At 60.5% G+C, this 24,374-nt stretch carries 20 protein-coding genes; 15 read left to right on the top strand and 5 right to left on the bottom strand.

Annotation, left to right across the window (positions count from 1 at the left end):
• The first annotated feature begins 101 nt into the window (after window positions 1-101).
• A complete protein-coding gene (locus ASG68_RS29330; RefSeq protein WP_062584659.1) occupies window positions 102-857 on the top strand; it encodes a Crp/Fnr family transcriptional regulator in 756 nt (251 codons plus the stop codon).
• Between the two features lie 156 nt (window positions 858-1,013).
• Entirely contained in the window at window positions 1,014-1,394 is a 381-nt protein-coding gene (locus ASG68_RS29325) for a response regulator (RefSeq protein ID WP_062610343.1), read from the top strand.
• 22 nt (window positions 1,395-1,416) lie between these two features.
• Here ASG68_RS29325 and ASG68_RS29320 read toward each other — a convergent pair whose 3' ends face one another.
• Entirely contained in the window at window positions 1,417-2,448 is a 1,032-nt protein-coding gene (locus tag ASG68_RS29320; protein WP_062584656.1) for a DUF2793 domain-containing protein, read from the bottom strand.
• A 131-nt stretch (window positions 2,449-2,579) separates the two neighbouring features.
• The gene (gene cysQ / locus ASG68_RS29315) at window positions 2,580-3,356 is read right to left on the bottom strand and encodes a 3'(2'),5'-bisphosphate nucleotidase CysQ (protein WP_062584654.1); all 777 of its coding nucleotides are present in this window, start codon (window positions 3,354-3,356) and stop codon (window positions 2,580-2,582) included.
• A gap of 277 nt (window positions 3,357-3,633) precedes the next feature.
• On the opposite strand from cysQ, the gene ASG68_RS29310 reads away from it, so the two are divergent.
• The 11 genes from ASG68_RS29310 (at window position 3,634) to ASG68_RS29260 (ending at window position 17,186) form a co-directional block, all read left to right on the top strand.
• Window positions 3,634-4,884 (top strand): sarcosine oxidase subunit beta family protein, encoded by a 1,251-nt coding sequence (locus ASG68_RS29310; RefSeq protein WP_062610328.1) that lies wholly within the window; start codon window positions 3,634-3,636, stop codon window positions 4,882-4,884.
• Window positions 4,885-4,894: 10 nt separating this feature from the next.
• Window positions 4,895-5,173, top strand: a complete 279-nt coding sequence (locus ASG68_RS29305) for a sarcosine oxidase subunit delta (RefSeq protein WP_062584650.1) — start codon at window positions 4,895-4,897, stop codon at window positions 5,171-5,173.
• Window positions 5,170-8,127, top strand: a complete 2,958-nt coding sequence (locus tag ASG68_RS29300; RefSeq protein ID WP_062601848.1) for a sarcosine oxidase subunit alpha family protein — start codon at window positions 5,170-5,172, stop codon at window positions 8,125-8,127. The genes ASG68_RS29305 and ASG68_RS29300 overlap by 4 nt, the downstream gene beginning before the upstream one ends.
• Before the next feature lie 13 nt (window positions 8,128-8,140).
• The gene (locus ASG68_RS29295) at window positions 8,141-8,695 is read left to right on the top strand and encodes a sarcosine oxidase subunit gamma (RefSeq protein WP_062584648.1); all 555 of its coding nucleotides are present in this window, start codon (window positions 8,141-8,143) and stop codon (window positions 8,693-8,695) included.
• Window positions 8,696-8,878: 183 nt separating this feature from the next.
• Window positions 8,879-11,305, top strand: a complete 2,427-nt coding sequence (locus ASG68_RS29290) for a GcvT family protein (protein WP_062584647.1) — start codon at window positions 8,879-8,881, stop codon at window positions 11,303-11,305.
• A gap of 304 nt (window positions 11,306-11,609) precedes the next feature.
• Window positions 11,610-12,512, top strand: a complete 903-nt coding sequence (locus ASG68_RS29285) for a branched-chain amino acid ABC transporter permease (RefSeq protein WP_062584646.1) — start codon at window positions 11,610-11,612, stop codon at window positions 12,510-12,512.
• Window positions 12,513-12,516: 4 nt separating this feature from the next.
• The gene (gene livM, locus ASG68_RS29280) at window positions 12,517-13,902 is read left to right on the top strand and encodes a high-affinity branched-chain amino acid ABC transporter permease LivM (RefSeq protein ID WP_062584645.1); all 1,386 of its coding nucleotides are present in this window, start codon (window positions 12,517-12,519) and stop codon (window positions 13,900-13,902) included.
• On the top strand, window positions 13,902-14,780 hold the full coding sequence (locus ASG68_RS29275; protein WP_162243535.1) for an ABC transporter ATP-binding protein: 879 nt from the start codon (window positions 13,902-13,904) through the stop codon (window positions 14,778-14,780). Before livM ends, ASG68_RS29275 begins: the two co-directional genes overlap by 1 nt.
• The gene (locus tag ASG68_RS29270; RefSeq protein ID WP_062584640.1) at window positions 14,780-15,505 is read left to right on the top strand and encodes an ABC transporter ATP-binding protein; all 726 of its coding nucleotides are present in this window, start codon (window positions 14,780-14,782) and stop codon (window positions 15,503-15,505) included. Before ASG68_RS29275 ends, ASG68_RS29270 begins: the two co-directional genes overlap by 1 nt.
• A 100-nt stretch (window positions 15,506-15,605) precedes the next feature.
• Window positions 15,606-15,950 carry a DUF6867 family protein gene (locus tag ASG68_RS29265; protein ID WP_062584638.1) on the top strand — a complete coding sequence of 115 codons (345 nt, stop codon included), beginning with the start codon at window positions 15,606-15,608 and terminating at the stop codon, window positions 15,948-15,950.
• Window positions 15,951-16,067: 117 nt separating this feature from the next.
• The gene (locus ASG68_RS29260) at window positions 16,068-17,186 is read left to right on the top strand and encodes a branched-chain amino acid ABC transporter substrate-binding protein (protein ID WP_062584636.1); all 1,119 of its coding nucleotides are present in this window, start codon (window positions 16,068-16,070) and stop codon (window positions 17,184-17,186) included.
• A gap of 90 nt (window positions 17,187-17,276) precedes the next feature.
• Here ASG68_RS29260 and ASG68_RS29255 read toward each other — a convergent pair whose 3' ends face one another.
• Complete coding sequence (locus tag ASG68_RS29255; protein WP_062584634.1) at window positions 17,277-17,729, bottom strand: MarR family winged helix-turn-helix transcriptional regulator; 453 nt, start codon at window positions 17,727-17,729, stop codon at window positions 17,277-17,279.
• A 233-nt stretch (window positions 17,730-17,962) separates the two neighbouring features.
• Here ASG68_RS29255 and ASG68_RS29250 point away from each other — a divergent pair, with 233 nt between their 5' ends.
• Both ASG68_RS29250 and ASG68_RS29245 read left to right on the top strand, forming a co-directional pair.
• Window positions 17,963-18,955, top strand: a complete 993-nt coding sequence (locus tag ASG68_RS29250) for an alpha/beta fold hydrolase (RefSeq protein WP_413814056.1) — start codon at window positions 17,963-17,965, stop codon at window positions 18,953-18,955.
• A gap of 102 nt (window positions 18,956-19,057) precedes the next feature.
• Window positions 19,058-20,032 (top strand): 2-hydroxyacid dehydrogenase, encoded by a 975-nt coding sequence (locus tag ASG68_RS29245; RefSeq protein ID WP_062584632.1) that lies wholly within the window; start codon window positions 19,058-19,060, stop codon window positions 20,030-20,032.
• On the opposite strand, the gene ASG68_RS29240 is transcribed toward ASG68_RS29245, so the two are convergent.
• Window positions 20,033-21,001, bottom strand: coding sequence for a response regulator (locus ASG68_RS29240; protein WP_413814055.1), 969 nt, complete (start codon window positions 20,999-21,001; stop codon window positions 20,033-20,035). It abuts the gene before it with no gap.
• Window positions 20,949-24,341, bottom strand: a complete 3,393-nt coding sequence (locus ASG68_RS29235; RefSeq protein ID WP_062584628.1) for an ATP-binding protein — start codon at window positions 24,339-24,341, stop codon at window positions 20,949-20,951. Before ASG68_RS29235 ends, ASG68_RS29240 begins: the two co-directional genes overlap by 53 nt.
• Window positions 24,342-24,374: the final 33 nt, after the last annotated feature.

The raw sequence follows: 24,374 nt of genomic DNA, 5'->3' as shown, positions 1-24,374 counted from the left end.
TCCTTTGCCGAAACCTCTTGCCGGAAAAACATCGAGTCCTAATTTTTACCTGAAATCAAAGCTGTAACTCTCATCTCCATATCCTGCACCCGAGGAATTGAATGGCCTTACCCAAGACCCGCAACAACAGGCAGACAGCCTGTGAGCAATGTCCCCTGCGGGCGCTTCCGCATTTCAGAGAATTCAAGCCGGACGAGCTTGATTTCGTCTCCAATTTCAAAACCGGTGAACTGGCGGTGGATGCCGGGACGACGATCCTGGTGGAAGGCTCGCACAGCGCCCATCTGTTCACGGTGCTGTCCGGCTGGGGCTTTCGCTACAAGACGCTGGATGATGGTCGCCGGCAGATTCTGAACTACATGATGCCGGGTGACCTGATAGGTCTGCAGGGCAGCCTCATGGGCGAGATGAAGCACTCGGTCGAGGCGCTATCGCCGGTGACGCTCTGCGTTTTCGAGCGCGACAAGCTGGGAATGCTTTATCGCAACTATCCCGACCTTGCCTACGACCTGACCTGGATCGCGGCGCAGGAGGAGCGCATTCTCGACGAGAACCTTCTCAGCATCGGCCGCCGCTCGGCGCTGGAACGGGCGGCCTATCTGCTCGCGTTTCTCTATCAACGGGCCAAGGCATCCAACCTGTTCAAGGGGCAGCGTGTGTCCATCCCGATCACCCAGCAGCATGTCGCCGATACGCTCGGGCTCTCCATCGTCCACACCAACAAGACTCTGAAGAAATTGGGTGAGCGCAAGCTGATCCGCTGGGCGGACCGCGGCTGCGACATCCTTGACGACGAAGGATTGATGAAGATCGCGGGATGGGAGGGCTATCACGAGATAAACCGTCCGTTCATCTGAGTCTGGAAATTACTGCCTGCTCTGTGGATAGCCTGGCGCAGCTATATCCGCCAATACATGTCTTATTTAAATGCTATGATTCTGCTCCTAACTTATGTCTCGAATCGCGGGACGCGTCATTGGTGGGACGCGTGCGGATAGGAACAAATCTCGGTGGTGCATACGGAAATTCCATTGTCGGTCAAGCGCGTGCTTGTGCTTGAAGACAATTTCATCATCGCCATGGAGGCCGAGGACATCCTGAAGTCCATCGGTGTGGAGCATGTCGAGATCGCGACCAATGTCGAGCAGGCGAAATCCCTGATCGAGGCGCATGATTTCGATTTCGCGCTTCTCGACGTCAATCTCGGCAATGAGACCAGCTTCGCCTTTGCCGAGATCGTCACGGCGCGCGGCATAGTCTTCGGCTTCGTCACCGGCTACGGCGAAAGCTCGATCTTTCCGGCGGTACTGCGTGATATTCCCCGCATCACCAAGCCTTTCAATGAGGATTCGATGGCCAGCCTGCTGACATCCGCGCGGAACGGCCCACAATAAGCGGCCGTGTGCCGTTCGGGCTTCACAGCATCATTACCGTCAACTCCGTTTTGTCATAACCGAAATCGAGCGGTGTTGTGCCGGTGTGTTCCAGCACCAGCCAGTCCCCGGCCGTCAGCAGCGCCAGGCCCATGGCGCAGTTTCCATAGGAGGCGGAGGCGGCATCGTTGTCATTGATGCTGGCGATCGTCGTCGTTCCGTTCACCTTGACCGACACCGAAAAGGCGCCGGAGGGGTTAGCCTCGACCCCGAGGCAGACGAGGTAGGGCGCGGTCACCGGCACGACGAGGCGATTGCCGCCCCCGGCGACCGATGCGCCAAGGCTGAAGCCACCCTGATTGACGCTCAGCGTCGAGAAACCCGTTTGCGAGCCGGAGGAGGGGGTGAGAACACCGCCGCCGCGGGTGGCGCGGACGAGCGGACGCTGCGGCATGCGCACCTGTCCCTGGCCGGTAATGCTGAGCGCCGAAGTCCAGGCCGAACCGTCCGGGCTGACCTTGACGGAGAAATCGTCCGAACCGGCAAGTCCCATTTCCGCCCGGCCCGACCAGCCGGACTGGAACAGCAGACTTGCCGTATCGGTGGCGGCCGACTTGTTGACCTTCACCTGATGCCCGTTTCCGGCATGCTTGAGCAGGGTGGCGGCGGCAGAGACGGCTAGGCGGTTGGTGCTGTCGGCGGAGGTGTTGATGCCCAGCATGGCCGGCGTACCGATGGCGTCATAGGCCGCCCATCCGCTGCCATCGTGGATTTTCATGCCATCTTCGGCGAGGAACCAGCCGCGCCAGCCTTCGCGCGGGGTGATGAAGATCCAGTCGCCATCCTGACGGAAGGCCAGCTTGCCGGCCTTGCCTGTCCAGGCTCCGGTCGGCGATGCGTCGATATTGTAGCAGGTGCCTTCCTGCGGATCTGACGGGGGAGTCGAAAGCGTTGCGGTGATGGTCAGTTGCGTGATCGCATCGAGCCGCTGCAGCGCCTCGTTATGCGTGACGTGTTTCTGCGCCTGCGAGGGCAGGATATAGGGCATTTCGAGATTGATCGTCGTTTCGCTCACCGGCAATTCTCCTCTGTCGTTCCGAGAAGGTTAGCCGCGCGGTGGCGACCGTGGATGCCGGGCAGGGGGGCACTGTTGTTTACACAGGGAAATTTGCCGATCTCATGCCCGTAGGTGGGCAGGGGAGGAAGTCAGTTCTTGCCCCGCGAGACGAAAAACGGATTGGCGAAATCGACGTCGAAGCTCTGGTTGCGTTTGCCGTAGGACAGCGGATTGCCATCCATCGTCAGCGTTTCGCCGCCGGCTGCGCGCAGGACGGCGTCTCCGGCCGCCGTATCCCATTCCATCGTCCGGCTGAGGCGCGGATAGATGTCGGCGAGCCCTTCGGCGAGAAGACAGAATTTCAAGGACGAACCGACCGATTCGTAATCCGTGATCCCGTGCGCGGCCAGATAGGCGATTGTTTCCTGGCTATTGTGGGAGCGGCTGGCAAGGGCGACAATCCGGTCCCCACGGAAGCGACAGCCGATGATAGTTTCCGGCCCGATCGTGGTCTGGCCCGAGACGACGGCCTTCTTCGCCTTGTTGCGGGTGGCGGCATAGAGGATGCCGAGCGCCGGCGCATAGACGACGCCGGCGACCGGCTCGCCTTTCTCGATCAGAGCGATGTTGACGGTGAAATCGTGGTTGCGGCCGACGAATTCCTTCGTGCCGTCGAGGGGATCGACCAGGAAAAAGGTCTGGCCGCTGATATCGGGAATCTGGCCGGCTGCGACGGCTTCCTCGGCAACGACCGGAATGTCCGGAAAGGCCGCCGCGAGGCGGTCCAGAATGATTTTTTCAGCATTTTCGTCAGCATCTGTGACGGGGGAACAGTCTGCCTTGTAGCTGACATCCGGTCCGGCATGGTAGACGTCGAGGATTGCTTTCCCCGCAGCCACGGCCGCCTCCTCCAGAATATCAAGCATTTCAGTCCCGTGCCCCTTTGCCGCCCAAGCGTGCCCGTGCGCAACCACTGACGGTATTGCCAGGCAGAATGAATATACATCCACATTCCTTACCGGTCTTTTCAAGGATGAATCTGCAAATTTCCACGACTGTGCCGCATTTGGCACTGTATCTGCTTTCCCATTCGGCTAGAGGTGCCGACAGCAGGGCGCGATGCCTTTGCCTGCGTGGTCTTTGCGCCGGTCACCGCCTGTGCAAATGTGGCGCTGCAACATCGATAGGTGAATTGGGACTGGCATGCGCTATTCGGCATTCTCGATCGTCAAAAACGCGCTCACGGGCAACGTCAACTGGAAGCCCGCCTGGCGGCAGCCGGAGCCGAAACCCTTCTACGACATCATCATTGTCGGCGGTGGCGGTCACGGCCTGGCGACGGCCTATTATCTCGCCAAGGAATTCGGCCTGAAGAACATCGCGGTGCTGGAAAAGGGCTATCTCGGTTCCGGCAATGTCGGCCGCAACACCACGATTGTCCGTTCCAACTACATGCTGCCCGGTAATGAACCGTTCTACGAGTTTTCGATGAAACTCTGGGAGGGCATGGAGCAGGACCTCAACTACAACGCCATGCTGTCGCAGCGCGGCATTATCAATCTCTATCACAATGACGGCCAGCGCGACGCCTATATCCGCCGCGGCAATGCCATGTGGATGGAGGGCGTTCCGGCCGAACTGCTGGACCGCGCGGCGCTGAAGAAGATGCTGCCCTTCCTCAATTTCGACCATGCCCGGTTCCCGATCATGGGCGGCCTGCTGCAGAAGCGTGGCGGCACCGCGCGTCATGATGCCGTTGCCTGGGGCTATGCCCGCGCCGCCGATCGTCTGGGCGTCTATCTGCTCCAGAACTGCGAAGTGACCGGTATCCGCCGAGAAAACGGTGTCGTGACCGGCGTCGAGACATCGCGCGGCTTCATCGGCTGCAGCAAGCTCGGTCTCGCGGCCGCCGGCAATACCTCGCGCGTCGGACAGATGGCCGATCTGAAACTGCCGATCGAAAGCCATGTATTGCAGGCCTTCGTCACCGAGGGACTGAAGCCGGCCATCGATCATGTCATTACTTATGGCGCCGGGCATTTCTACATTTCCCAGTCGGACAAGGGCGGCCTGGTCTTCGGAGCCGAGATCGACGGCTACAATTCCTATGCCCAGCGCGGCAATCTGGCGACCGTCGAGCATGTGATGGAGGAGGGCGTAACGATGATCCCCGGCCTGTCGCGGGTGCGCGTCCTGCGCTCTTGGGGCGGTGTGATGGACATGAGCATGGACGGCTCGCCGATCATCAGCCACACGCCGATCGACAATCTCTACCTGAACTGCGGCTGGTGCTATGGCGGCTTCAAGGCGACGCCGGCCTCCGGCTGGTGTTTCGCCCATCTGATCGCCAAGAACGAGAGCCATCCGGTCGCCCGTTTCCTGCGGCTGGATCGCTTCGAGCGCGGCTATCCCATCGACGAACACGGCGCTGGTCCCCAGCCGAACCTGCATTGAGACCTGAAGAATGGCGAGCCTCATCTCCTGCCCGCATTGCGGCACCCGTCCGAAGGAAGAGTTTTCCATCCGTGGCGACGCGTCGGTCCTGCGTCCCGATCCGGAAGCCTCCGACGAGGCCTGGAACGATTATGTCCATATCCGCGCCAATCCGCGCGGCCGTTACCGCGAACACTGGCAGCATGTGGCCGGCTGTCGCCGCTGGCTGGTCGTCGAGCGCGATACCATGACCCATGAGGTCTATTCCGTGACAGATGGCGCCGTTGCAGCGCGGGAGGCGGCGCGATGACGGCCTATCGTCTCTCTGCAGGCGGTCTCGTCGATCGTACCAACCGCATGGACTTCAAGTTCGACGGCCGCACAATGTCCGGTCTGTCTGGTGATACGCTCGCCTCGGCGCTGCTGGCGAATGACCAGCTTCTGGTCGGCCGGAGCTTCAAGTATCACCGCCCGCGCGGCATCGTCACAGCCGGCCCCTCGGAACCGAACGCGCTGGTGACCATCGGTCAGGGGTCGCGCTCGGACCCCAACACCAAGGCGACGGTTGCAGAACTCTATGCCGGGCTTGATGCCCGCAGCCAGAACCGTTGGCCGTCGCTGAAACATGATGTCGGCGCGCTCAACAATCTCCTGTCGCCGTTCCTCTCGGCCGGCTTCTACTACAAGACCTTTATGTGGCCGGCGGCCTTCTGGGAGAAGGTCTATGAGCCGATCATCCGCCGGGCAGCCGGGCTCGGCCGCGCCGTGCTGGAGCGCGATCCGGAGACCTACGAGAAAGTCTGGGCGCATTGCGACCTGTTGGTCGTCGGTGCCGGTCCGACGGGGCTGATGGCGGCACGAACGGCCGGCCGCGCCGGGCTGCGCGTCATCCTCGCGGACGAGGATTTCCGGCCGGGCGGCTCGCTGCTCTCTGAAACCGTCGAGATCGACGGAATGCCGGCGCCGGCATTTGCCGAAACATTGCTGGCCGAACTTCGCTCTCTGCCGAACGTCACGATCATGCCGCGCACCACCGTCTTCGGCTGGTACGACGACAATGTCTTCGGCGCGGTCGAACGGGTCCAGAAACATGTGGCCCAGCCGCAAGCCAAGCTGCCGGTGGAGCGGCTCTGGCGTATCGTCGCCAAGCGGGCGCTGCTGGCAACCGGGGCCGAGGAACGGCCACTGGTCTTCGGCGGCAACGATCGGCCGGGCGTGATGATGGCAAGCGCGGTCAGCACCTATGCCAACCGCTTTGGCGTGGCGTCCGGCAAGTCCGTGGCGATCTTTACCAATGGCGGCACGGGTTACCGCACCGCCGCCGACCTTGCCGCCCAGGGCATTGAGATTGCCGTCATCATCGACAGCCGGGCTGACGCAGATGATGTCGCGCCCACAGGCACACGGGTCATCCGTTCGGGCTCCGTCACCGATACGAAAGGCAAGCACCGTGTGTCCGGCATCGTCGTCGAGCGGTCCGGCTTCGAGGACACGATTGCCTGCGACGCGGTCGCCATGTCCGGCGGCTGGAATCCGGTCATCCATCTCGCCTGCCAGCGCGGCGCAAAGGCTGTCTGGTCGCCTGAACTGAACAGCTTCCTTGCCCCCGACGTCGGCAATGGTCTCGCCGTCGCGGGCGCTGCGGCTGGCATCTATTCGTTGGCCGCTTGCCTGAGCGATGGCGCCGGGAAGGCTGCGGCGATTATTGCAGATCTCGGGTTTTCGGCCGTCTCAGACGTCTTGCCATCAGTGAGCGGCGAGATCGATCCGTCCTTCACCGCGCTCTGGTATGCGCCTGGCGCTAAGGCAAAAGCCTTTGTCGATTTCCAGAACGATGTGCATGTGAAAGATCTGGGATTGGCATTGCGCGAGGGCTTCGGCCATGTCGAGCATGCCAAGCGCTACACGACAAACGGCATGGCGACCGATCAGGGCAAGCTGTCCGGAATCAACGCCACGGGGCTTCTCGCCGCCATGCAGGGCATCAGCCCCGCTGATGTCGGCACCACCACGTTCCGGCCTTTTTATACGCCGGTCGCCTTCGGCGCACTCGCCGGCACCTCCCGCGACGAACATGCGGCGCCGGTGCGCAAGTCGCCGCTCTACAATTGGGCGCAGAAGAACGGCGCCGTTTTCGTCGATTCCGGCCTCTGGTATCGTCCCGCCTGGTTTGCCCGCGATGGCGAAAGGACCTGGCGGCAGAGCACCGACCGGGAAGTCCTGAATGTCCGCCAGAATGTCGGCATTTGCGATGTCTCGACGCTCGGCAAGATCGAGATTTTCGGCAGGGATGCCGCCGAATTCCTCAACCGGCTCTATTGCAACGCGTTCCTGAAACTTCCTGTCGGCAAAGCACGCTACGGGCTGATGCTGCGCGAGGACGGCATGGTCTATGACGACGGCACGACCAGCCGGCTGTCGTCCGAGCATTTCTTCATGACAACGACCACGGCGCTGGCCGGCGGCGTCATGTCCCACATGGAATATTGCGCGCAGGTTCTCTGGCCGGACCTCAAGGTCCGCTTCTGCTCTTCGACGGACCAGTGGGCGCAGATGGCGATTGCCGGGCCGAAAGCGCGCCATGTTGTTCAGGCGCTGGTCGAGGACGATGTGTCGGATGCGGCTTTCCCGTTCCTGGCGGCGCAAGCCGTGACGCTGAAGGGCGGCCTCAAGGGACGCCTGTTCCGCATCTCGTTTTCCGGCGAACTGGCCTACGAACTCGCCGTTCCGGCCTGGTTCGGCGAAGCCGTTGCCGATGCGGCGATGGAGGAGGGCAGGGCACATGGCATCTGCGCCTATGGTCTGGAAGCGCTGAACGTCCTGCGCCTCGAAAAGGGCCATGTCACCCACGCAGAGTTCGATGGCCGCGTGACCCCGGATGATGCCGGTTTCGGGCGCATGGTCTCCGCGCAGAAGTCTGATTTCATCGGCAAGCGCCTATCGACCCGTTACGGCCTGACGGCGGCGGATCGCATGCAGATGGTCGGATTGAAGCCGGTGGAGGCGGACAAGACATTTCGTGCCGGCGCGCATCTGCTGCGCGAAGGTGCCAAGCCATCGACATTGAACGACCAGGGTTATGTCAGTTCCGCCGGCTTTTCACCGACGCTCGGTCACGACATCGCGCTCGCTTTCCTCAAGTCCGGACGCGAGCGTTATGGCGAACGCGTCGTTGTCTGGGACAAGCTCGGCGGTACGGAAACGGTAGCGGAAGTCTGCCATCCGGTCTTTGTCGATCCCGGTAATGCGAAGCTGAATTCTTGAGACGGATGCGGACATGAGCAAGACCTATATTTCCCGGCATCCTCTCGAAAGCCGCATCCCCGCCGATCCCGGTATCCGGGCCGTCGATCATCTCGAAGTTCCGCAGCGCGTCGCGATTGCGACCGTCATGGCGGCGGAAGGCGGAGATGCCTTTGTGGCTGCCGCGCTTGCGGCCGCTGGCGACCTGTCTTTGCGCTTCGTCGCACCGGGAGAATGGCTGGCTTTGTCGCAACTCGACACGCCGGAGATTTTGCAACGCAACCTGTCGCTGCTCCTCGCCGAAGCCGCCCATATCGTCGATCAGAGTGATGGCCGTGTTCTGTTGCGGCTCTCCGGCCCCAACGTCCGGCGCATTCTCGCCAAGGGGATCGCCACGGACCTGCATCCCAACGTTTTTGAAGTCGGCACGTCCTCGAATGTCCTGTGTGGGCACATAAGCGTCAATCTTGCGCGCACCGGCGAAAACGAATTCGAGGTCATCGTCATGCGCAGTTTCGCAGAGTCGCTGTTCGACGACCTCAAGACGATGGGCCGCGAATTCGATCTGTCGGTCGGGTTTTCCACCTGACGACAAAAGCGTCATGGCGTGACGCTTTTACGGCGCTGGTGAAGCAGCGAATGGCGGAAATGGGAAAGGCCTGTTCGCAGGAATGGCTTTATCCGCGACACCTTTCACACTACGGTTTCGAGAGCCTAGATTTGCCCATCCAACGGGCCGCTTTTTCCTAGCGCCCGAAACCGGAGAATTTTCATGAAAAGCCATGCCAGAGTCGTCGTGATCGGCGGCGGCGTCGTCGGGTGTTCGGTCCTTTATCACCTGACGAAATTCGGCTGGACCGACGTCGTTCTCCTGGAGCGATCGGAGCTGACATCGGGATCGACCTGGCATGCCGCTGGCGGCATGCACACGATCAACGGCGACCCGAACGTCGCCAAGCTGCAGAAATATACGGTCGAACTCTACAAGGAAATCCAGGGATATTCCGGCCAGGATATCGGCCTGCACATGACCTCGGGCATGATGCTCGCGGCGACCAAGGAGCGGTTCGACTGGATGAAGTCGATCCTTGCCAAGGGCCGCTACATGGGCCTCGAGGCCGAGCTTCTGACGCCGAAGGAAGCGCACGAGCTGATGCCACTGCTCGATCCCTCGCAGTTCGTCGGCGCCGTGTTCGATCCGGTCGAAGGCCATCTCGATCCCTACGGCACCACCCATGCCTATGCCAAGTCGGCCAAGAAGAACGGTGCCGATATCTACCTTCACACCAAGGTCGAGGATCTGGTGCAGCTGGAAGACGGCTCCTGGCGCGTCATCACCAACAAGGGCGAGATCATCGCGGAGCATGTGGTCAATGCCGCCGGCCTCTGGGCGCGTGAAGTCGGCCGCATGACCGGGCTGGAACTGCCGGTGCTCGCCATGGAGCATATGTACCTCATCACCGAGGACATGCCCGAGGTCATCGAATTCAACCAGACGCGCGGCAAGGAGCTGATGCACTGCGTCGATTTCGACGGCGAAATCTACCTGCGCCAGGAACGCAACGGCATGCTGATGGGCACCTATGAAAAGGCCTGCCGGCCTTGGTCGCCGATCACCACGTCGTGGGACTTTGGCCATGAACTGTTGGCCGAGGATATCGAGCGCATCACGCCGGAACTGGAGGTCGGCTTTCGTCACTTCCCGGCCTTCAACAAGGCCGGCATCAAGAAGATCATCAACGGCCCCTTCACCTTCTCGCCGGATGGCAATCCGCTGGTCGGCCCGGTACGTGGTCTCACCAATTACTGGTCGGCCTGCGCCGTCATGGCCGGCTTCAGCCAGGGCGGCGGCGTCGGCCTCGCGCTCGCCAACTGGATCATCTACGGCGATCCGGGCTTCGATGTCTTCGCCATGGATGTCTCGCGCTACGGCGATTTCGCCACGCTCGGTTTCACCAATGCCAAGGTCCGCGAAAACTATTCGCGCCGCTTCTCGATCCGCTATCCGAACGAGGAACTGCCGGGTGCCCGCCCGTTCCTGACGACCCCGATCTACGACAAGCTGAAGGACGCCGGTGCGATCTTCGGCGCCTCCTTCGGCCTCGAATCGCCGCTCTGGTTCGCGCCGAAGGGCGAGGAGGACAAGTTCTCATGGCGTCGTTCGAACGATTTCGACGTCGTCGGCGCCGAAGCCAAGGCCGTGCGCGACAGCGTCGGCCTGATGGAAACCTCCGGCTTCGCCAAATATGCGATCACCGGCAAGGGCGCCGAGGCCTGGCTCGACCGGATGCTGACCTGCCGTATTCCCGAAGCCGGCCGCATGTCGCTGGCGCCGATGTTGAAGGACGACGGCAAGCTGATCGGTGATTTCACGCTGGCGAAGCTCGGCGACGGCGATTTCCTGCTGATCGGCTCGGGTATCGCCGAGGATTATCACATGCGGTGGTTCGAGAGCCACTTGCCGAACGATGGCTCGGTCAGCGTTAAGGCGCTCAACCTGCAACTGGTCGGCCTGTCGATCGCCGGCCCGAACTCCCGCGCGCTGATCTCCAAGCTGACCCATCTCGACATGTCGGATGATGCCTTCGGCTTCATGGATATCCGCAGGATGGATCTCGGCATGGCGCCGGCGATCGTCGGGCGCGTCAGCTATACCGGCGACCTCGGCTACGAAATCTGGATGAAGCCGGAATACCAGCGTTACCTCTATGATCTCATCATGCAGGCCGGCGCCGAGTTCAATATCAAGCTTTTCGGTCTGCGGGCGCTGAACGCCCTGCGCGTCGAAAAGTCCTTCGGCAGTTGGTCGCGAGAATATCGTCCGCTCTACGGTCCGTTCGAGGCCGGTCTTGGCCGATTCGTCGCCCTGAAGAAGGACGCCGACTTTATCGGCAAGGAAGCGGCCGCCAAGGAAAAGGCCGACGGAGGAGCCCTGCGCCTGCGCACCTTCATCATCGATGCCAAGGATGCCGACGTCATCGGTGACGAGCCGATCTATCTGAACGGCGAAGTGCGTGGTTGGGTGACATCAGGCGGCTATGCCCATGCATCGGGCGTTTCGGTTGCCGTCGGCTATGTCCCGAAGGAGATTGCCGACGAATCGGAGGGCTGGCAGGTCGAACTTCTCGGCGAAATGCTGACCGCACGCCTGCAGCCGCAACCCCTTTTCGATGCCAACGGGTCGCGCATGCGGTCCTGAGCAATAATCTGCAATTTTGATGGAAAATCAAAGCTGGGGGCAACGTTCCCGGCTTTTTTGTTTCGCGTAAATCGGTTTATCAAGCAAAAAACTGCTCAAAAGCACGGCTTTTCCTGATGATTTTTTGGCTTTTTCACCGATCCGTGCACCATTTTAATCCAAAACCGAAAGAAATTGTCGATGCCTCACTTTTACGCTTCCCTTTTCTTTCTAAAGCGGTATGGAATCCGCATTGGCAAATGATGCTCTAAAAGAGCACAAAAACAAGAGATATGACCGCATGGATCATATCCGGGGGATATAGATGGAGTATTTTGTCCAGCAGCTCGTCAACGGGCTGACGCTTGGCTCAATTTACGGTTTGATAGCCATTGGCTATACCATGGTTTACGGCATCATCGGCATGGTGAACTTCGCCCACGGCGATATCTTCATGCTGGGCGGTTTCGCCGCTTTGATCGTATACCTGTTGCTGCTGTCACTGTTCGGCGGCGTACCGATTGCGCTTGCACTCTTTATCATGATCATCGTGGCGATGCTGATGACCGGTCTGTGGAACTGGGTCATCGAAAAAATGGCCTATCGACCCTTGCGCGGCTCGTTCCGCCTGGCTCCGCTGATCACCGCGATCGGCATGTCGATCGCGCTTTCCAACTTTATCCAGGTGACGCAGGGTCCGCGCAACAAGCCGATCCCGTCCATGGTGTCGTCGGTCTATGATGTCTTCGGTATCTCGATCTCGCTGAAGCAGATCATCATCGTCGTGGTGACGGCGGTGCTGCTGACGATCTTCTGGTATATCGTCAATCACACGCCGCTTGGTCGTGCCCAGCGTGCGACCGAACAGGACCGCAAGATGGCGGCCCTTCTCGGCATCGACGTCGACAAGACGATCTCGATCACCTTCATCATGGGCGCGGCACTCGCTGCCGTCGCTGGTACCATGTACCTGATGTACTATGGTGTTATCGTCTTCACCGATGGCTTCACACCGGGCGTCAAGGCCTTCACGGCTGCCGTTCTCGGCGGTATCGGCTCGCTGCCGGGCGCTGTTCTCGGTGGTTTGATGATCGGTCTCATCGAGTCGCTCTGGTCTGCCTATTTCACCATCGACTACAAGGATGTCGCGACATTCTCGATCCTCGCCATCGTGCTGATTTTCAAGCCGTCTGGTATTCTGGGTCGGCCTGAAGTCGAGAAGGTATAATTTCATGGCAAACATTTCGAACACCACCGAGAGCGCCAGCAGCAATCTGATGGCGCGGGCTCTGCGCGAGGCTTTCTATGCCGGCCTCGTGGCACTTGGCCTCTTCGTTCTCTTCGTCGGTCTCAAGACCGACCAGAACATCCTGAACGAGTTGATCCTCGTTCAGCGCTGGGGCTTGCTGGCGATCTTCGTTGCCATCGCCGCTGTTGGTCGCTTCCTGTCAGTTGCTTTCATCCGCCCGTATCTGGAAGAGCGCAAGGCTGCGAAGGCAGCGGCCCCCGCTCAGGAAGCCGGGTTCGTTGCCCGCAACTTCAGCATGATCGCGGTCATCGTTCTGCTCCTGTATCCGCCGGTGATGGTCTATTTCTTCGGCTTCCAGGGCTCGCTGAAATGGGTCGATAACTTCGGCATCCAGATCCTCATTTACGTGATGCTGGCTTGGGGTTTGAACATCGTCGTCGGTCTCGCCGGCCTGCTCGACCTCGGCTACGTCGCCTTCTATGCTGTCGGCGCCTATTCTTACGCGTTGCTGTCGTCCTATTTCGGGCTGTCGTTCTGGCTCTTGCTGCCCATGGCCGGCATTTTCGCTGCACTCTGGGGCATCGTCTTGGGCTTCCCGGTCCTGCGTCTCAAGGGTGACTATCTGGCGATCGTCACGCTCGCCTTCGGTGAAATCATCCGCCTCGTCCTGATCAACTGGACGGCCGTCACCAAGGGCACGTTCGGGATTTCGGGCATTGCCAAGGCTTCGGTCTTCGGCATCTGGTCCTTCGATGTCAGCGCGGCAAACAACTTCGCCAAGTCCTTCGGGCTGCCGATGTCGTCCGCTTACTACAAGATTTTCCTCTTCTATCTCATCCTGGCGCTCTGCCTGATCACCGCTCTCGTGACCATCCGGTTGCGCCGCATGCCGATCGGTCGTGCCTGGGAAGCGCTGCGCGAGGATGAAATCGCCTGCCGCTCGCTCGGGATCAACACGGTCACCACCAAGCTGACGGCCTTTGCCACGGGCGCTATGTTCGGCGGCTTTGCAGGCTCCTTCTTCGCGGTTCGCCAGGGCTTCGTGTCTCCGGAATCCTTCGTCTTCCTGGAATCGGCGATCATTCTCGCCATCGTGGTTCTCGGCGGCATGGGCTCGCTGATCGGTATCGCGGTTGCCGCGACGGTCATGATCGGCGGTACGGAAATGTTGCGTGAAATGGAATTCCTCAAGCACATCTTCGGCCCTGACTTCACCCCGGAACTCTATCGCATGCTGATCTTCGGTCTGGCCATGATTGTCGTCATGGTGTGGAAGCCCCGCGGCTTTGTCGGCTCGCGCGAACCCACGGCATTCCTGCGAGAACGCAAGAGTGTCTCCGGCAGCTTCACCAAGGAAGGTCACGGTTGATCATGGCCGGAACGAATACGATGACGAAAGATCCAATCCTCAAAGTCGAGCATCTGTCGATGCGTTTCGGCGGCCTCATGGCCATCAACGACCTGTCGTTCGAAGCCTATCGCGGCGACATCACCGCTCTCATCGGCCCGAATGGCGCCGGCAAGACGACGGTCTTCAACTGCATCACCGGCTTCTACAAGCCGACGATGGGCATGATCACGATGCGGCAGAAAGCGGGCAAGGAATTTCTCCTTGAGCGCATGTCGGATTTCGAGGTCAACCGCGATGCCAAGGTTGCCCGCACGTTCCAGAACATCCGGCTGTTTTCCGGCCTGACGGTTCTCGAAAACCTGCTGGTCGCGCAGCACAACAAGCTGATGCTGGCTTCGGGCTACACGATCCTCGGCCTGCTCGGCTTCCCCGCCTACAAGAAGGCTGCGGCGCAGTCGATCGAGCAGGCGAAATACTGGCTTGAGAAGGCCAACCTGATCGACCGTGCGGACGATCCGGCCGGCGACCTTCCCTATGGCGCGCAGCGCCGTCTGGAAATTGCCCGCGCGATGTGTACAGGACCGGAATTTCTGTGCCTGGACGAACCGGCCGCCGGCCTCAATCCGCGCGAATCCCTGGCGCTCAACGAACTGTTGCGCAGCATCCGCAAGGATACCGGCACGTCGATCCTGCTGATCGAGCACGACATGTCTGTGGTCATGGAAATCTCCGACCATGTCGTGGTGCTCGAATACGGCCAGAAGATTTCGGATGGCAATCCGGACCATGTGAAGAACGATCCGAAGGTTATTGCGGCCTATCTCGGTGTTGAAGATGATGAGGTCGAGGAAGTGATCGAAGAGATCGAGCACGTCACCCCGGGAGGGCCGCTTTGATGAGCGACAACCTCCTGCATGTAAAAGCTGTCGAGACGTACTACGGAAATATTCGCGCCCTGGCTGGCGTTGATGTCGAGGTCAAGAAGGGCGAGATCGTCTGCATGATCGGTGCCAACGGCGCCGGCAAATCAACGCTGATGATGACGATCTGCGGCAGTCCGCAGGCGCGCACCGGCTCGGTTACTTTCGAGGGTCAGGACATTACCCGCATGCCGACGCATGAGATCGCGCGGCTTCGCATCGCCCAGTCGCCGGAAGGCCGTCGCATCTTCCCGCGCATGACGGTGTTCGAGAATCTTCAGATGGGCGCCAGCCTCGACAATCTGAAATATTTCAACGAGGATGTCGAAAAGATCTTCACGCTCTTCCCGCGCCTCAAGGAGCGTCAGTCGCAGCGGGGCGGCACGCTTTCTGGCGGTGAGCAGCAGATGCTTTCCATCGGCCGCGCGCTGATGGCGCGTCCGAAGCTTCTGTTGCTGGATGAGCCGTCGCTCGGTCTGGCTCCGCTGATAGTCAAGGGCATCTTTGCGGCGATCAAGAAGCTGAACGAAACGGAAGGCCTGACGGTGTTCCTCGTCGAGCAGAACGCCTTTGCCGCCCTCAAGCTGTCGCACCGTGGCTATGTCATGGTCAACGGCAAGGTGACGATGAGCGGTACCGGCAAGGAACTGCTTGCCAATCCGGAAGTTCGCGCCGCTTATCTCGAAGGTGGCCATCATTGATCCCGCACCGTCGCCGGCTTTCCGGCGACGGGCAGAGTTTGGGAATTGAGGCGCAGGGCAGGGACGTTTCACGCCGCCAGCGCTTTGAAGGGAGCAAGGGATGCACGGCATTCTCTATGAAGAACCAACCATCTGGCAGTTTATGCTGGTGACCGTCATCATCGGCGGCTGGACGGCCTGGCGCACGGGCAAGAGCTGTGCGGATGGCTGGGGCAGCTATTCGACGCTGGTGATTTACACGCTGCTTCTGGGTGGCGCTATCCGCTTCATCCACCACGCACTTTTCGCAGGCTCGATGCTGACGATCCAGTACTATGTCGTGGACACGATCATTCTTTTGTTGTTTGCTACGGCCGGTTATCGCTTCTACCGGACGAAGCAGATGACGGAAAAATACTACTGGCTTTACGAGAAGGCTTCGCCCTTCTCCTGGAAAGCCAAATAACCGAGGGAACCCCGCGGCAGCCGTTTACGCTGACGCGGATATAAGAACACCGGGGCGATTATTGCGGGTATCGTGACCGGTTAAAAAACACCCGCTCAATTTTTTGGGAGTAACAAGATGAAAAAGTCACTTTTGTCAGCTGTTGCGCTGACTGCAATGGTCGCCTTCAGCGGCAATGCATGGGCTGACCTGCTGGTTGGTGTTGCTGGCCCGCTGACAGGCCCGAACGCAGCTTTCGGCGCGCAGCTCCAGAAGGGTGCTGAGCAGGCCGCGGCTGACATCAATGCTGCCGGCGGTATCAATGGCGAGCAGATCAAGATCGTGCTCGGCGACGACGTGTCCGACCCGAAGCAGGGCGTTTCGGTTGCCAACAAGTTCGTTGCTGACGGCGTCAAGTTCGTTATCGGCCACTTCAACTCCGGCGTTTCGATCCCGGCTTCGGAAGTCTACGCCGAAAACGGCATCATGCAGATCACGCCTGCTTCGACCAACCCGACCTTCACCGAGCGCGGTCTGTGGAACACGTTCCGTACCTGCGGCCGTGACGACCAGCAGGGCGCCGTTGCCGGTGCCTACATCGCTGCAAACTTCAAGGACGCCAAGGTTGCTGTCGTTCACGACAAGACGCCTTACGGCCAGGGCCTCGCTGACCTGACCAAGGCTGCCATGAACGAAGCCGGTGTAACCGAAGCCGTTTACGAAGGCATCACCGCTGGCGACAAGGACTTCTCGGCCCTGATCGCCAAGATGAAGGAAGCCGGCGTTTCCGTGGTTTACTACGGCGGTCTGCACACCGAATTCGGTCTGATCGAGCGTCAGGCTGCCGACCAGGGCCTGAAGGCAACCTTCATGTCCGGCGACGGTATCGTTTCGAACGAACTGGCTTCGATCGCTGGCGACGCCGTTGACGGCACGCTGATGACGTTTGCTCCGGATCCGCGCAAGAACCCGGCTGCAAAGGACCTCGTCGAGAAGTTCCGCGCTGCCGGCTTCGAACCGGAAGCCTACACGCTGTACTCCTATGCCGCCCTTCAGATCGTTGCTGAAGGTGCAAAGGCTGCCGGCGGTAACGATCCGCAGGCTGTTGCCGAGAACATCAAGGGCAAAGGTCCGTTCAAGACCGTTATCGGCGACTTCGGCTATGACGACAAGGGCGACATCACCCGTCCGGACTACGTCATGTACACCTGGAAGAAGGGTGACGACGGCAAGTACACCTACTTCCAGAACGAATAGTCGTTTCGGAAACGGAATTGGTCTCAAGACCACGAAAGGCCCGGCATTGCCGGGCCTTTTTGCATTGCGGGCTCTGTCGATGAGGCTTGACTATGCCTTGAGCAGCGATGACCTGAGTGTCGCGATTTCCGTTTTCAAGGCGGTCAACTCGCTCATCTCGAGACCACTGGCTTCGAGAATGCAGGGCGGGATCGATTTCGCCCTTTCCTGCAGCGCGCGTCCGCTCGATGTCAGTTTCACACGCACGACACGCTCATCCGCCTTGTCGCGGGTTCGCTTGACAAGATCCAGCGTTTCCAGCCGCTTTAGAACCGGCGTCAGTGTGCTCGATTCCAGAAAAAGCTTCTCTCCCAGGCTCCCCACCGTTTGATCGTCCTGCTCCCAAAGCGAGACCATCGCGATGTACTGTGTGTAGGTGAGCCCGATTGCATCCAGAAGCGGCTTATAGACGCGATTGAGGGCATGGTTGGCCGAGTAGATGGCGAAGCAGAGAAAATCGTCGAGCTTCACCCCGTCGTCGTTCTGATCCGATGTGCGTGCCATGGAATGTCTCCTTGTTATAGCCATAAAATAAATCGCTCGCGATTTAATCGCAAGGTATTGACGGCGCGAATTTTTCCGCCTAAATATCGATCGCGATTTAATCGTAAGCGATTTTAATTCGTCGAACGAAACCATTGTTCGGTCCGACCACGAGAATTAATATCGCGTACGATTAAATCGATAGATATCAAATTTGAATGTCATCCGGCATCGCCACAATGAAGGAGAACGTCATGTCCAATAGCGTCAACAACCACAGTGTTTCCCGTCGCAATGTTCTGCTCGCCGGCATCGGCGGAGCAGGGGTCGCAGCCGCCTCGGCCGCCCTGACCGCGTCTCCCGCCACCGCGCAGGAACAGACCGCATCCTCCGGCGCCGCTCCCGCGCAGCGCAGCGTCAACACCATCATCACCCGCGATGGCGTCGAAATCTATTACAAGGACTGGGGTCCTAAGGACGGTCCGGTTGTCATCCTCAGCCACGGCTGGCCACTGTCGTCGGACAGCTGGGAAGCGCAGGCCCTGCACCTCGCCAGCAACGGCTTCCGTGTCATCACCCATGACCGCCGTGGCCATGGCCGCTCGTCGCAGCCTTGGGACGGCAACGACATGGATCACTATGCCGACGATCTGGCGGACCTGATCGAAGTTCTTGACCTGAAGAACGTGTCGCTGTTCGGCTTCTCCACCGGTGGCGGTGAAATCAGCCGTTATATCGGCCGTCATGGCACCAGCCGTGTCGCCAAGGCTGGCCTGATCTCCGCTGTGCCGCCGCTGATGCTGAAGACCGAAGCCAATCCCGGTGGTCTGCCGATCGAAGTCTTCGATGGCATCCGTGCCGCTTCGATCGCCGATCGCTCGCAGCTCTATAAGGATATCGCCTCAGGTCCGTTCTTCGGCTTCAATCGTCCGGGCGCCAAGGCCTCGCATGGCATGATCGACAGTTTCTGGCTGCAGGGCATGATGGGCGGTCACAAGAACACCTACGACTCGATCAAGGCATTCTCGGAAACCGATTTCACGGAAGACCTGAAAAAGTTCGATGTGCCGACGCTGATCGTCCATGGCGACGACGACCAGATCGTGCCGATCGATGCCGCCGCCCGCGCCTCGAAGAAGCTCGTGCCGCATGCCACGCTGAAGGTCTATGCCGGTGGCCCGCATGGGATCACCGATACGCACAAGCAGCAACTGAACGAGGACATGCTCGCCTTCCTGAAGAGCTGATCGAACGTTTTGAAATGGCATAGCTCTTTAAACCGAACGGCCGCTGTTTGGCGGCCGTTCCTGTGTTAGGTCTCAAGGCTGAATTGATTCAGGAGAGACCCGATGGCAGAGAAGCAACGTATCCTCGTGACCCGCCGCTGGCCCGGTGCCGTCGAACAGGTTCTTGCAGAGCGCTTTGACGCGGTGTTCAACGAGCCGGACGTTCCCCTCGACGCCACGGCTCTTGCCGAGGCCCTGCGCAACTTCGACGCCGTCCTGCCGACCGTCTCCGATCGCCTGCCGTCCAGCCTGTTCGAAGGCGGCGGCATACGGACGAAAATCCTCGGGAATTTTGGTGTCGGTTACAATCATATCGACGTGGCGGCGGCCAAGGCGAATGGTGTTGTCGTCACCAACACGCCGGGCGTTCTGACGGATTGCACCGCCGATATCGCCATGTCGCTGCTTCTGTCCGTCGCGCGGCGGGCAGGCGAGGGCGAACGGCAGGTTCGTGCAGGCGAATGGACCGGTTGGCGGCCGACGCACATGATCGGAACCAAGGTCACCGGCAAGACGCTGGGCATCATCGGTTTCGGGCGCATCGGCAAGGCGATGGCGAAACGCTGCCATTTCGGCTTCGACATGGATGTCGTCTTTTACAATCGCTCGAAGGTCGATCCGGCTGAAGCCGCCCGGTTCGGCGCACGTCAGTTGGAAACGGTCGACGAGGTCTTGGCGGCCTCCGATTTCGTCTCGCTGCATTGCCCCGGTGGCGGTGAAAACCGGCATCTGATCGACGCCCGCCGACTCAAGGCGATGAAGCCCGGCGCTTACCTGATCAACACCGCCCGCGGTGATGTCGTCGATGAAGCGGCGCTGGTCGAGGCTCTGGAAGCCGGTACCATTCGCGGTGCAGGGCTGGATGTTTTCGAGGCGGAGCCGGCCGTTCCCGGGCGCCTGCGTGCCCTGGAAAACGTCGTGCTCCTGCCGCATCTCGGCAGCGCGACGGAAGAGACACGCACGGCCATGGGCATGAAGGTGGTGGACAACATCACCGCCTTCTTCGAAGGCCACGAGCCGCCGGACCGGGTCGCCTGATCATTCCTGATGCAGCACATTGGCCGCCTTGACGGCGGCCGATGCCCGGTTTTCCACGCCGAGCTTCACATAGATCTGCTCCAGATGCTTGTTGACCGTGCGAGCGCTCAGTCCGAGGATCTCGCCGATATCGCGGTTCGATTTCCCCTTGGCGATCCAGAGCAGCACCTGTGCCTCCCGCACAGTCAGCGAGAAACTCTGTCGTAAAATCTCGTCGTCGCTGGTCTGGCTGACGCCGGTCAGGCGAAATAGGAACTCGTCGCCGCCGATCGCACCGAGATAGGCGAGTTGCAACACGGGCACGCCGTTCTGGTGGATCATCAACGGGCCATCCTTGGCTACGCCGTGTTTTTCGCGCTCCTGCAGCCACTGGCGGATCGGCGCCGCCAGCGTATCCAGCCCGTCGTCACGACCGGTCGCGGCATTCACAAGCCGGGTGGCCTGTGGGGTCGACCACTGGACATGGCCGGTGCTGCGGACGGCCAGCAGATGTCGGCCGGCCGCATCCAGCGCCACGCGGGCGCTCTGGGCGGAGCGGGCATTGGCAAGGTGAACGCGGATCCGGGCGCGCAACTCGTCGATGTTGATGGGCTTGGAAAGATAATCGACACCACCGGATTCGAGCGCGTGGACGATATGCTCGGTTTCGGTCAGCCCGGTCATGAAAATCACCGGAACTTGCGCCACGCCGGGATTGGTCTTTAGCGTCCGGCAGGTGTCGAACCCGTCCATGCCGGGCATCACCGCATCCATCAGAATGACATCGGGTGTAATGCGATCGACAACCTTGATCGCGGCATTGCCGGATGTGGCGATGAGAACGGAAAAGCCGGATTGCTCGAGCGCGTCGGTGAGGAACCCCAGCGTTTCGGGACTGTCATCCACGATAAGCACGATGTCGCGTGGATGCACGATTTCATTCACCAGCCGGTCTCCCCTGTTTGTTGATGTTGTGCAGGAAGTCGGCATAACCGGCAAGGTCGAAAGCCTGCACATAGGTGCGGACGGCATCGGTGAACGGCTGGTTTTCCTCGATGCGGGCGAGATCCGCAAGCTTGGCCTCGATGCCGCGGACATAGCCGATTTCGCCGAGCCGGATGAGTTCCTCGACATGGGTGACGCCCGGGGTCTTCACCGCGCCGTTGGCCTTTCGCGTGGCCGGCGGCGGCACCGTATCGCTATAGGTCCATTCCAGCGTCAGATGGACGGCCAGCTTGTCCTGTAATTGCCTTATATCGAACGGTTTGGCGAGCGTGTCGTTGTGGCCCGTGTGCGTATCGGCCGCCGTCCCGTCGCCGATATTAGCCGACAGCATGATGATCGGCGCCGTCTGCGCGTAGTCGTCGCGTAGCCGCGTCACCAGCTGCCATCCGTTCATGCCTGGCATGGAGATGTCGATCAGGAACAAATCAGGCTGAATCCCCTCGATCAACGTCAGGCATTCCGGACCGCCGGCGGCCGTCAGGACGACGAAATCGAGCGGCATCAGCACTTCGCGCATCAGGTCGCGATGATCCTCATTGTCGTCGACAACGACGATGGTGCGCCGCACTCCCGCATAACCGACGATCTTGCGGATCGAGGGCAGGGTGGCCGTCGACCGATCGATCGCCGACAGCATCAGGCGCACCTTGAAGGTGGAGCCGGTATCGCGCTCGCTCTCGACGACGATATCGCCGCCAAGCGTCTGGGTGAGCAGCCGTGTGATGGTCAGTCCGAGCCCGAGCCCCGGCATTGGCCGGATATGCTCCGCTTCGCCACGCTGGAAGGGCTCGAAGATGCGCGGCAGGTCCGTTTCGGAAATGCCGCGTCCTGTGTCGGATATGGTGAAGGTCGCGACCTGGCTGCGATAGGTAACATCGAAGCGAATGGTGCCTGAATCGGTAAACTTGACGGCGTTGGAGAGGAGATTGACGAGGATCTGCCGCAGCCGCTTCTCGTCGGTGCGGACATATTGTGGCAGGGCGCTGGCCCGATCGTGCCCGAACACCAGCCCCTTGGCCTGCGCCTGCGGGCGGAACATGTCTGCGATCTGGTCGAGAAAATCCCGGATGTTGATCTCGTTGGAATAGACCTGGAGCCGCCCGGCCTCGATCTTCGATATGTCGAGCAGCCCGTCGATCAGCCCGGAAAGATGGTCGGCGCTGCGCTTGATCACCTTGATGGCGGACTGGCGTGGGGCGGGGATGGTTTCGTCGCGCTCGAGAATCTGCGCGTAGCCGAGCACTGCATTGAGCGGCGTGCGCAGTTCGTGGCTCAGGCCCACGACATAGCGGCTCTTGGCACGGTTGGCCGCTTCAGCTGTTTCCTTGGCATATTGAAGCGCCGCGTCGGTCTTCTTGTGGGCGGCGATTTCCTTCAGCAGCAGGGTGTTTTGCCGCGAGGATTCCTCCTCGGCCACCAACCGGCTGTCATGCGCCAGCACATAGAACCAGCAGACGATACCGGTCACCACAGCGAAGACAAAGAACACGACTCCTATCGTACGGTTGATGACAGCAGCGGTTTCCGGGGATGCCGTGCCCGTCTGGTGGGCAATCATCGCTAGGATCGCCCCGATGCCCGCAACGGAGAGAACCACCGCAACGCCATAACGGCCGAGACGGGTAGAGAGCGTTTCCGTCACCTTTTGCGGCAGCAGCGCCTTGGCGACGACGGCGGTCTGGGCGTTGAAGCTCGCATGCGGCTTGCACATGTCGTGGCAGCGGCTGTCGAGCGAGCAGCACAGCGAACAGATCGGCGCCGAATAGGCGGGGCACCAGGCCATGTCTTCCGGCTCGAACGGATGTTCGCAGATCGAGCAGGTGACGGTCGGCTTGAGCTTCCAGCTCTGGCGCGGCTTGCGGGCAAGATAATATTTGCCCTTCGTCGCCCAAGCGATCAACGGCGAGACGACGAGTGCGGTGATCAGCGCGATATAGGGTGCGAGCGACGCTGCAATGGCGCCCATCGCGCCAAAATGGGCGGTCAGCGCGATCAGCGCCGAAATCGTCATCGAACCGACGCCGACCGGGTTGATGTCGTAGAGATGCGCGCGCTTGAATTCGATGTTGGGCGGCGCCAGGCCGAGCGGCTTGTTGACGAAGAGATCGGCCGAGATCGTGCAGAGCCAGGACATGGCGATGATCGAGAAGATGCCGAGTGTTTCTTCCAGCAGCTTGTAGATGCCGAGTTCCATCAGCAGCAGCGCGATCGCCACATTGAACATCAGCCAGACGACGCGGCCGGGATGACTGTGGGTCAGGCGGGAGAAGAAATTGGACCACGCGAGCGACCCGGCATAGGCATTCATCACGTTGATTTTCAATTGCGAGACGACCACGAAGGCAGCCATCAGCAGAAGTGCGGCGTTGTGCCAGGGGATCATGTAGCCGAAGGCGGTCAAGTACATGTGGGCGGGGTCGGCGGCATCCTCGACCGGCACGCCAGCGCTGAGGCAGAGGACGACGAGGAAGGAGCCTGCGAGCAGCTTTGGCGCGCCGACGATCACCCAGCCGGCACCGGCCAGGAATACGGCAAAGCGATGATGCAGCTTGCGCTGACCTTCCGGCGGCAGGAACCGCAGGAAATCCACCTGTTCGCCGATCTGCGCCATCAGGGCGAGAATGACGGCCGAGGCAGCCCCGAACTCGATCAGCGAAAACGGGGCCAGCGTACCGGGTTGACCCGCCGGCTTGGCCGCACCGGGAAAGGCGAGCCAGAGATTGAACTTTCCCCAGTCTGCCAGCGCGATGAAGATGAACGGCAGGATGTTGAGGATGATCCAGAAGGGCTGTGTCAGGAGCTGGAACTTGCTGATCAGCCGCACGCCGTGCGTCACCAGCGGAATGACCATCACGGCGCTGATGATGTAACCGATCCAGACGGGAATGCCGAGCGCGAGCTCCAGCGCCGCCGACATGATCGAGGCCTCGATGGCAAAGAGCATGAAGGTAAAGGAGGCATAGATCAGCGATGTGATCGTCGAGCCGATATAGCCGAAGCTGGCGCCACGGGTGAGAAGATCGATATCGACCCCGTGGCGGATGGCATAGCGGCTGATCGGCAGACCGACGCCGAGCATGACAAGGCTCGCGGCAAGAATGGCGATGATGGCGTTGGTCGTGCCGTAGGAAAGCGTGATCGCCCCGCCGATCGCCTCCAGCGCGAGGAAGGAAATCGCCCCGATGGCCGTCTGCGAAATGCGCTGCGAGGAAAATTGCCGGGCGCTCTTGGCGGTGAAGCGCAGCGCATAGTCTTCCAGCGTCTGGTTGGCGACCCAGCGATTATACTCGCGCCGGACCGGAATGATGCGCTGGCGTGCTGTCATATGCTGCGTGAATGCCCCTTGATGCTCTACCTG

Source organism: Rhizobium sp. Leaf453 (assembly GCF_001425605.1).
Taxonomy (GTDB): domain Bacteria; phylum Pseudomonadota; class Alphaproteobacteria; order Rhizobiales; family Rhizobiaceae; genus Pararhizobium.
Note: the sequence above shows the minus strand (reverse complement) of the source record. Positions and strands in the feature narration are given on the sequence as shown.

What these genes read in the sequence shown, in the direction of transcription:
- ASG68_RS29330 (WP_062584659.1), top strand. Translation starts at nt 102, where the DNA reads ATGGCCTTACCCAAGACCCGCAACAACAGGCAGACAGCCTGTGAGCAA.
- cysQ (WP_062584654.1), bottom strand. Translation starts at nt 3,356, where the DNA reads ATGCTTGATATTCTGGAGGAGGCGGCCGTGGCTGCGGGGAAAGCAATC.
- ASG68_RS29310 (WP_062610328.1), top strand. Translation starts at nt 3,634, where the DNA reads ATGCGCTATTCGGCATTCTCGATCGTCAAAAACGCGCTCACGGGCAAC.
- ASG68_RS29305 (WP_062584650.1), top strand. Translation starts at nt 4,895, where the DNA reads ATGGCGAGCCTCATCTCCTGCCCGCATTGCGGCACCCGTCCGAAGGAA.
- ASG68_RS29300 (WP_062601848.1), top strand. Translation starts at nt 5,170, where the DNA reads ATGACGGCCTATCGTCTCTCTGCAGGCGGTCTCGTCGATCGTACCAAC.
- ASG68_RS29295 (WP_062584648.1), top strand. Translation starts at nt 8,141, where the DNA reads ATGAGCAAGACCTATATTTCCCGGCATCCTCTCGAAAGCCGCATCCCC.
- ASG68_RS29290 (WP_062584647.1), top strand. Translation starts at nt 8,879, where the DNA reads ATGAAAAGCCATGCCAGAGTCGTCGTGATCGGCGGCGGCGTCGTCGGG.
- ASG68_RS29285 (WP_062584646.1), top strand. Translation starts at nt 11,610, where the DNA reads ATGGAGTATTTTGTCCAGCAGCTCGTCAACGGGCTGACGCTTGGCTCA.
- livM (WP_062584645.1), top strand. Translation starts at nt 12,517, where the DNA reads ATGGCAAACATTTCGAACACCACCGAGAGCGCCAGCAGCAATCTGATG.
- ASG68_RS29270 (WP_062584640.1), top strand. Translation starts at nt 14,780, where the DNA reads ATGAGCGACAACCTCCTGCATGTAAAAGCTGTCGAGACGTACTACGGA.
- ASG68_RS29265 (WP_062584638.1), top strand. Translation starts at nt 15,606, where the DNA reads ATGCACGGCATTCTCTATGAAGAACCAACCATCTGGCAGTTTATGCTG.
- ASG68_RS29260 (WP_062584636.1), top strand. Translation starts at nt 16,068, where the DNA reads ATGAAAAAGTCACTTTTGTCAGCTGTTGCGCTGACTGCAATGGTCGCC.
- ASG68_RS29255 (WP_062584634.1), bottom strand. Translation starts at nt 17,729, where the DNA reads ATGGCACGCACATCGGATCAGAACGACGACGGGGTGAAGCTCGACGAT.
- ASG68_RS29250 (WP_413814056.1), top strand. Translation starts at nt 17,963, where the DNA reads ATGTCCAATAGCGTCAACAACCACAGTGTTTCCCGTCGCAATGTTCTG.
- ASG68_RS29245 (WP_062584632.1), top strand. Translation starts at nt 19,058, where the DNA reads ATGGCAGAGAAGCAACGTATCCTCGTGACCCGCCGCTGGCCCGGTGCC.
- ASG68_RS29240 (WP_413814055.1), bottom strand. Translation starts at nt 21,001, where the DNA reads ATGCCGACTTCCTGCACAACATCAACAAACAGGGGAGACCGGCTGGTG.
- ASG68_RS29235 (WP_062584628.1), bottom strand. Translation starts at nt 24,341, where the DNA reads ATGACAGCACGCCAGCGCATCATTCCGGTCCGGCGCGAGTATAATCGC.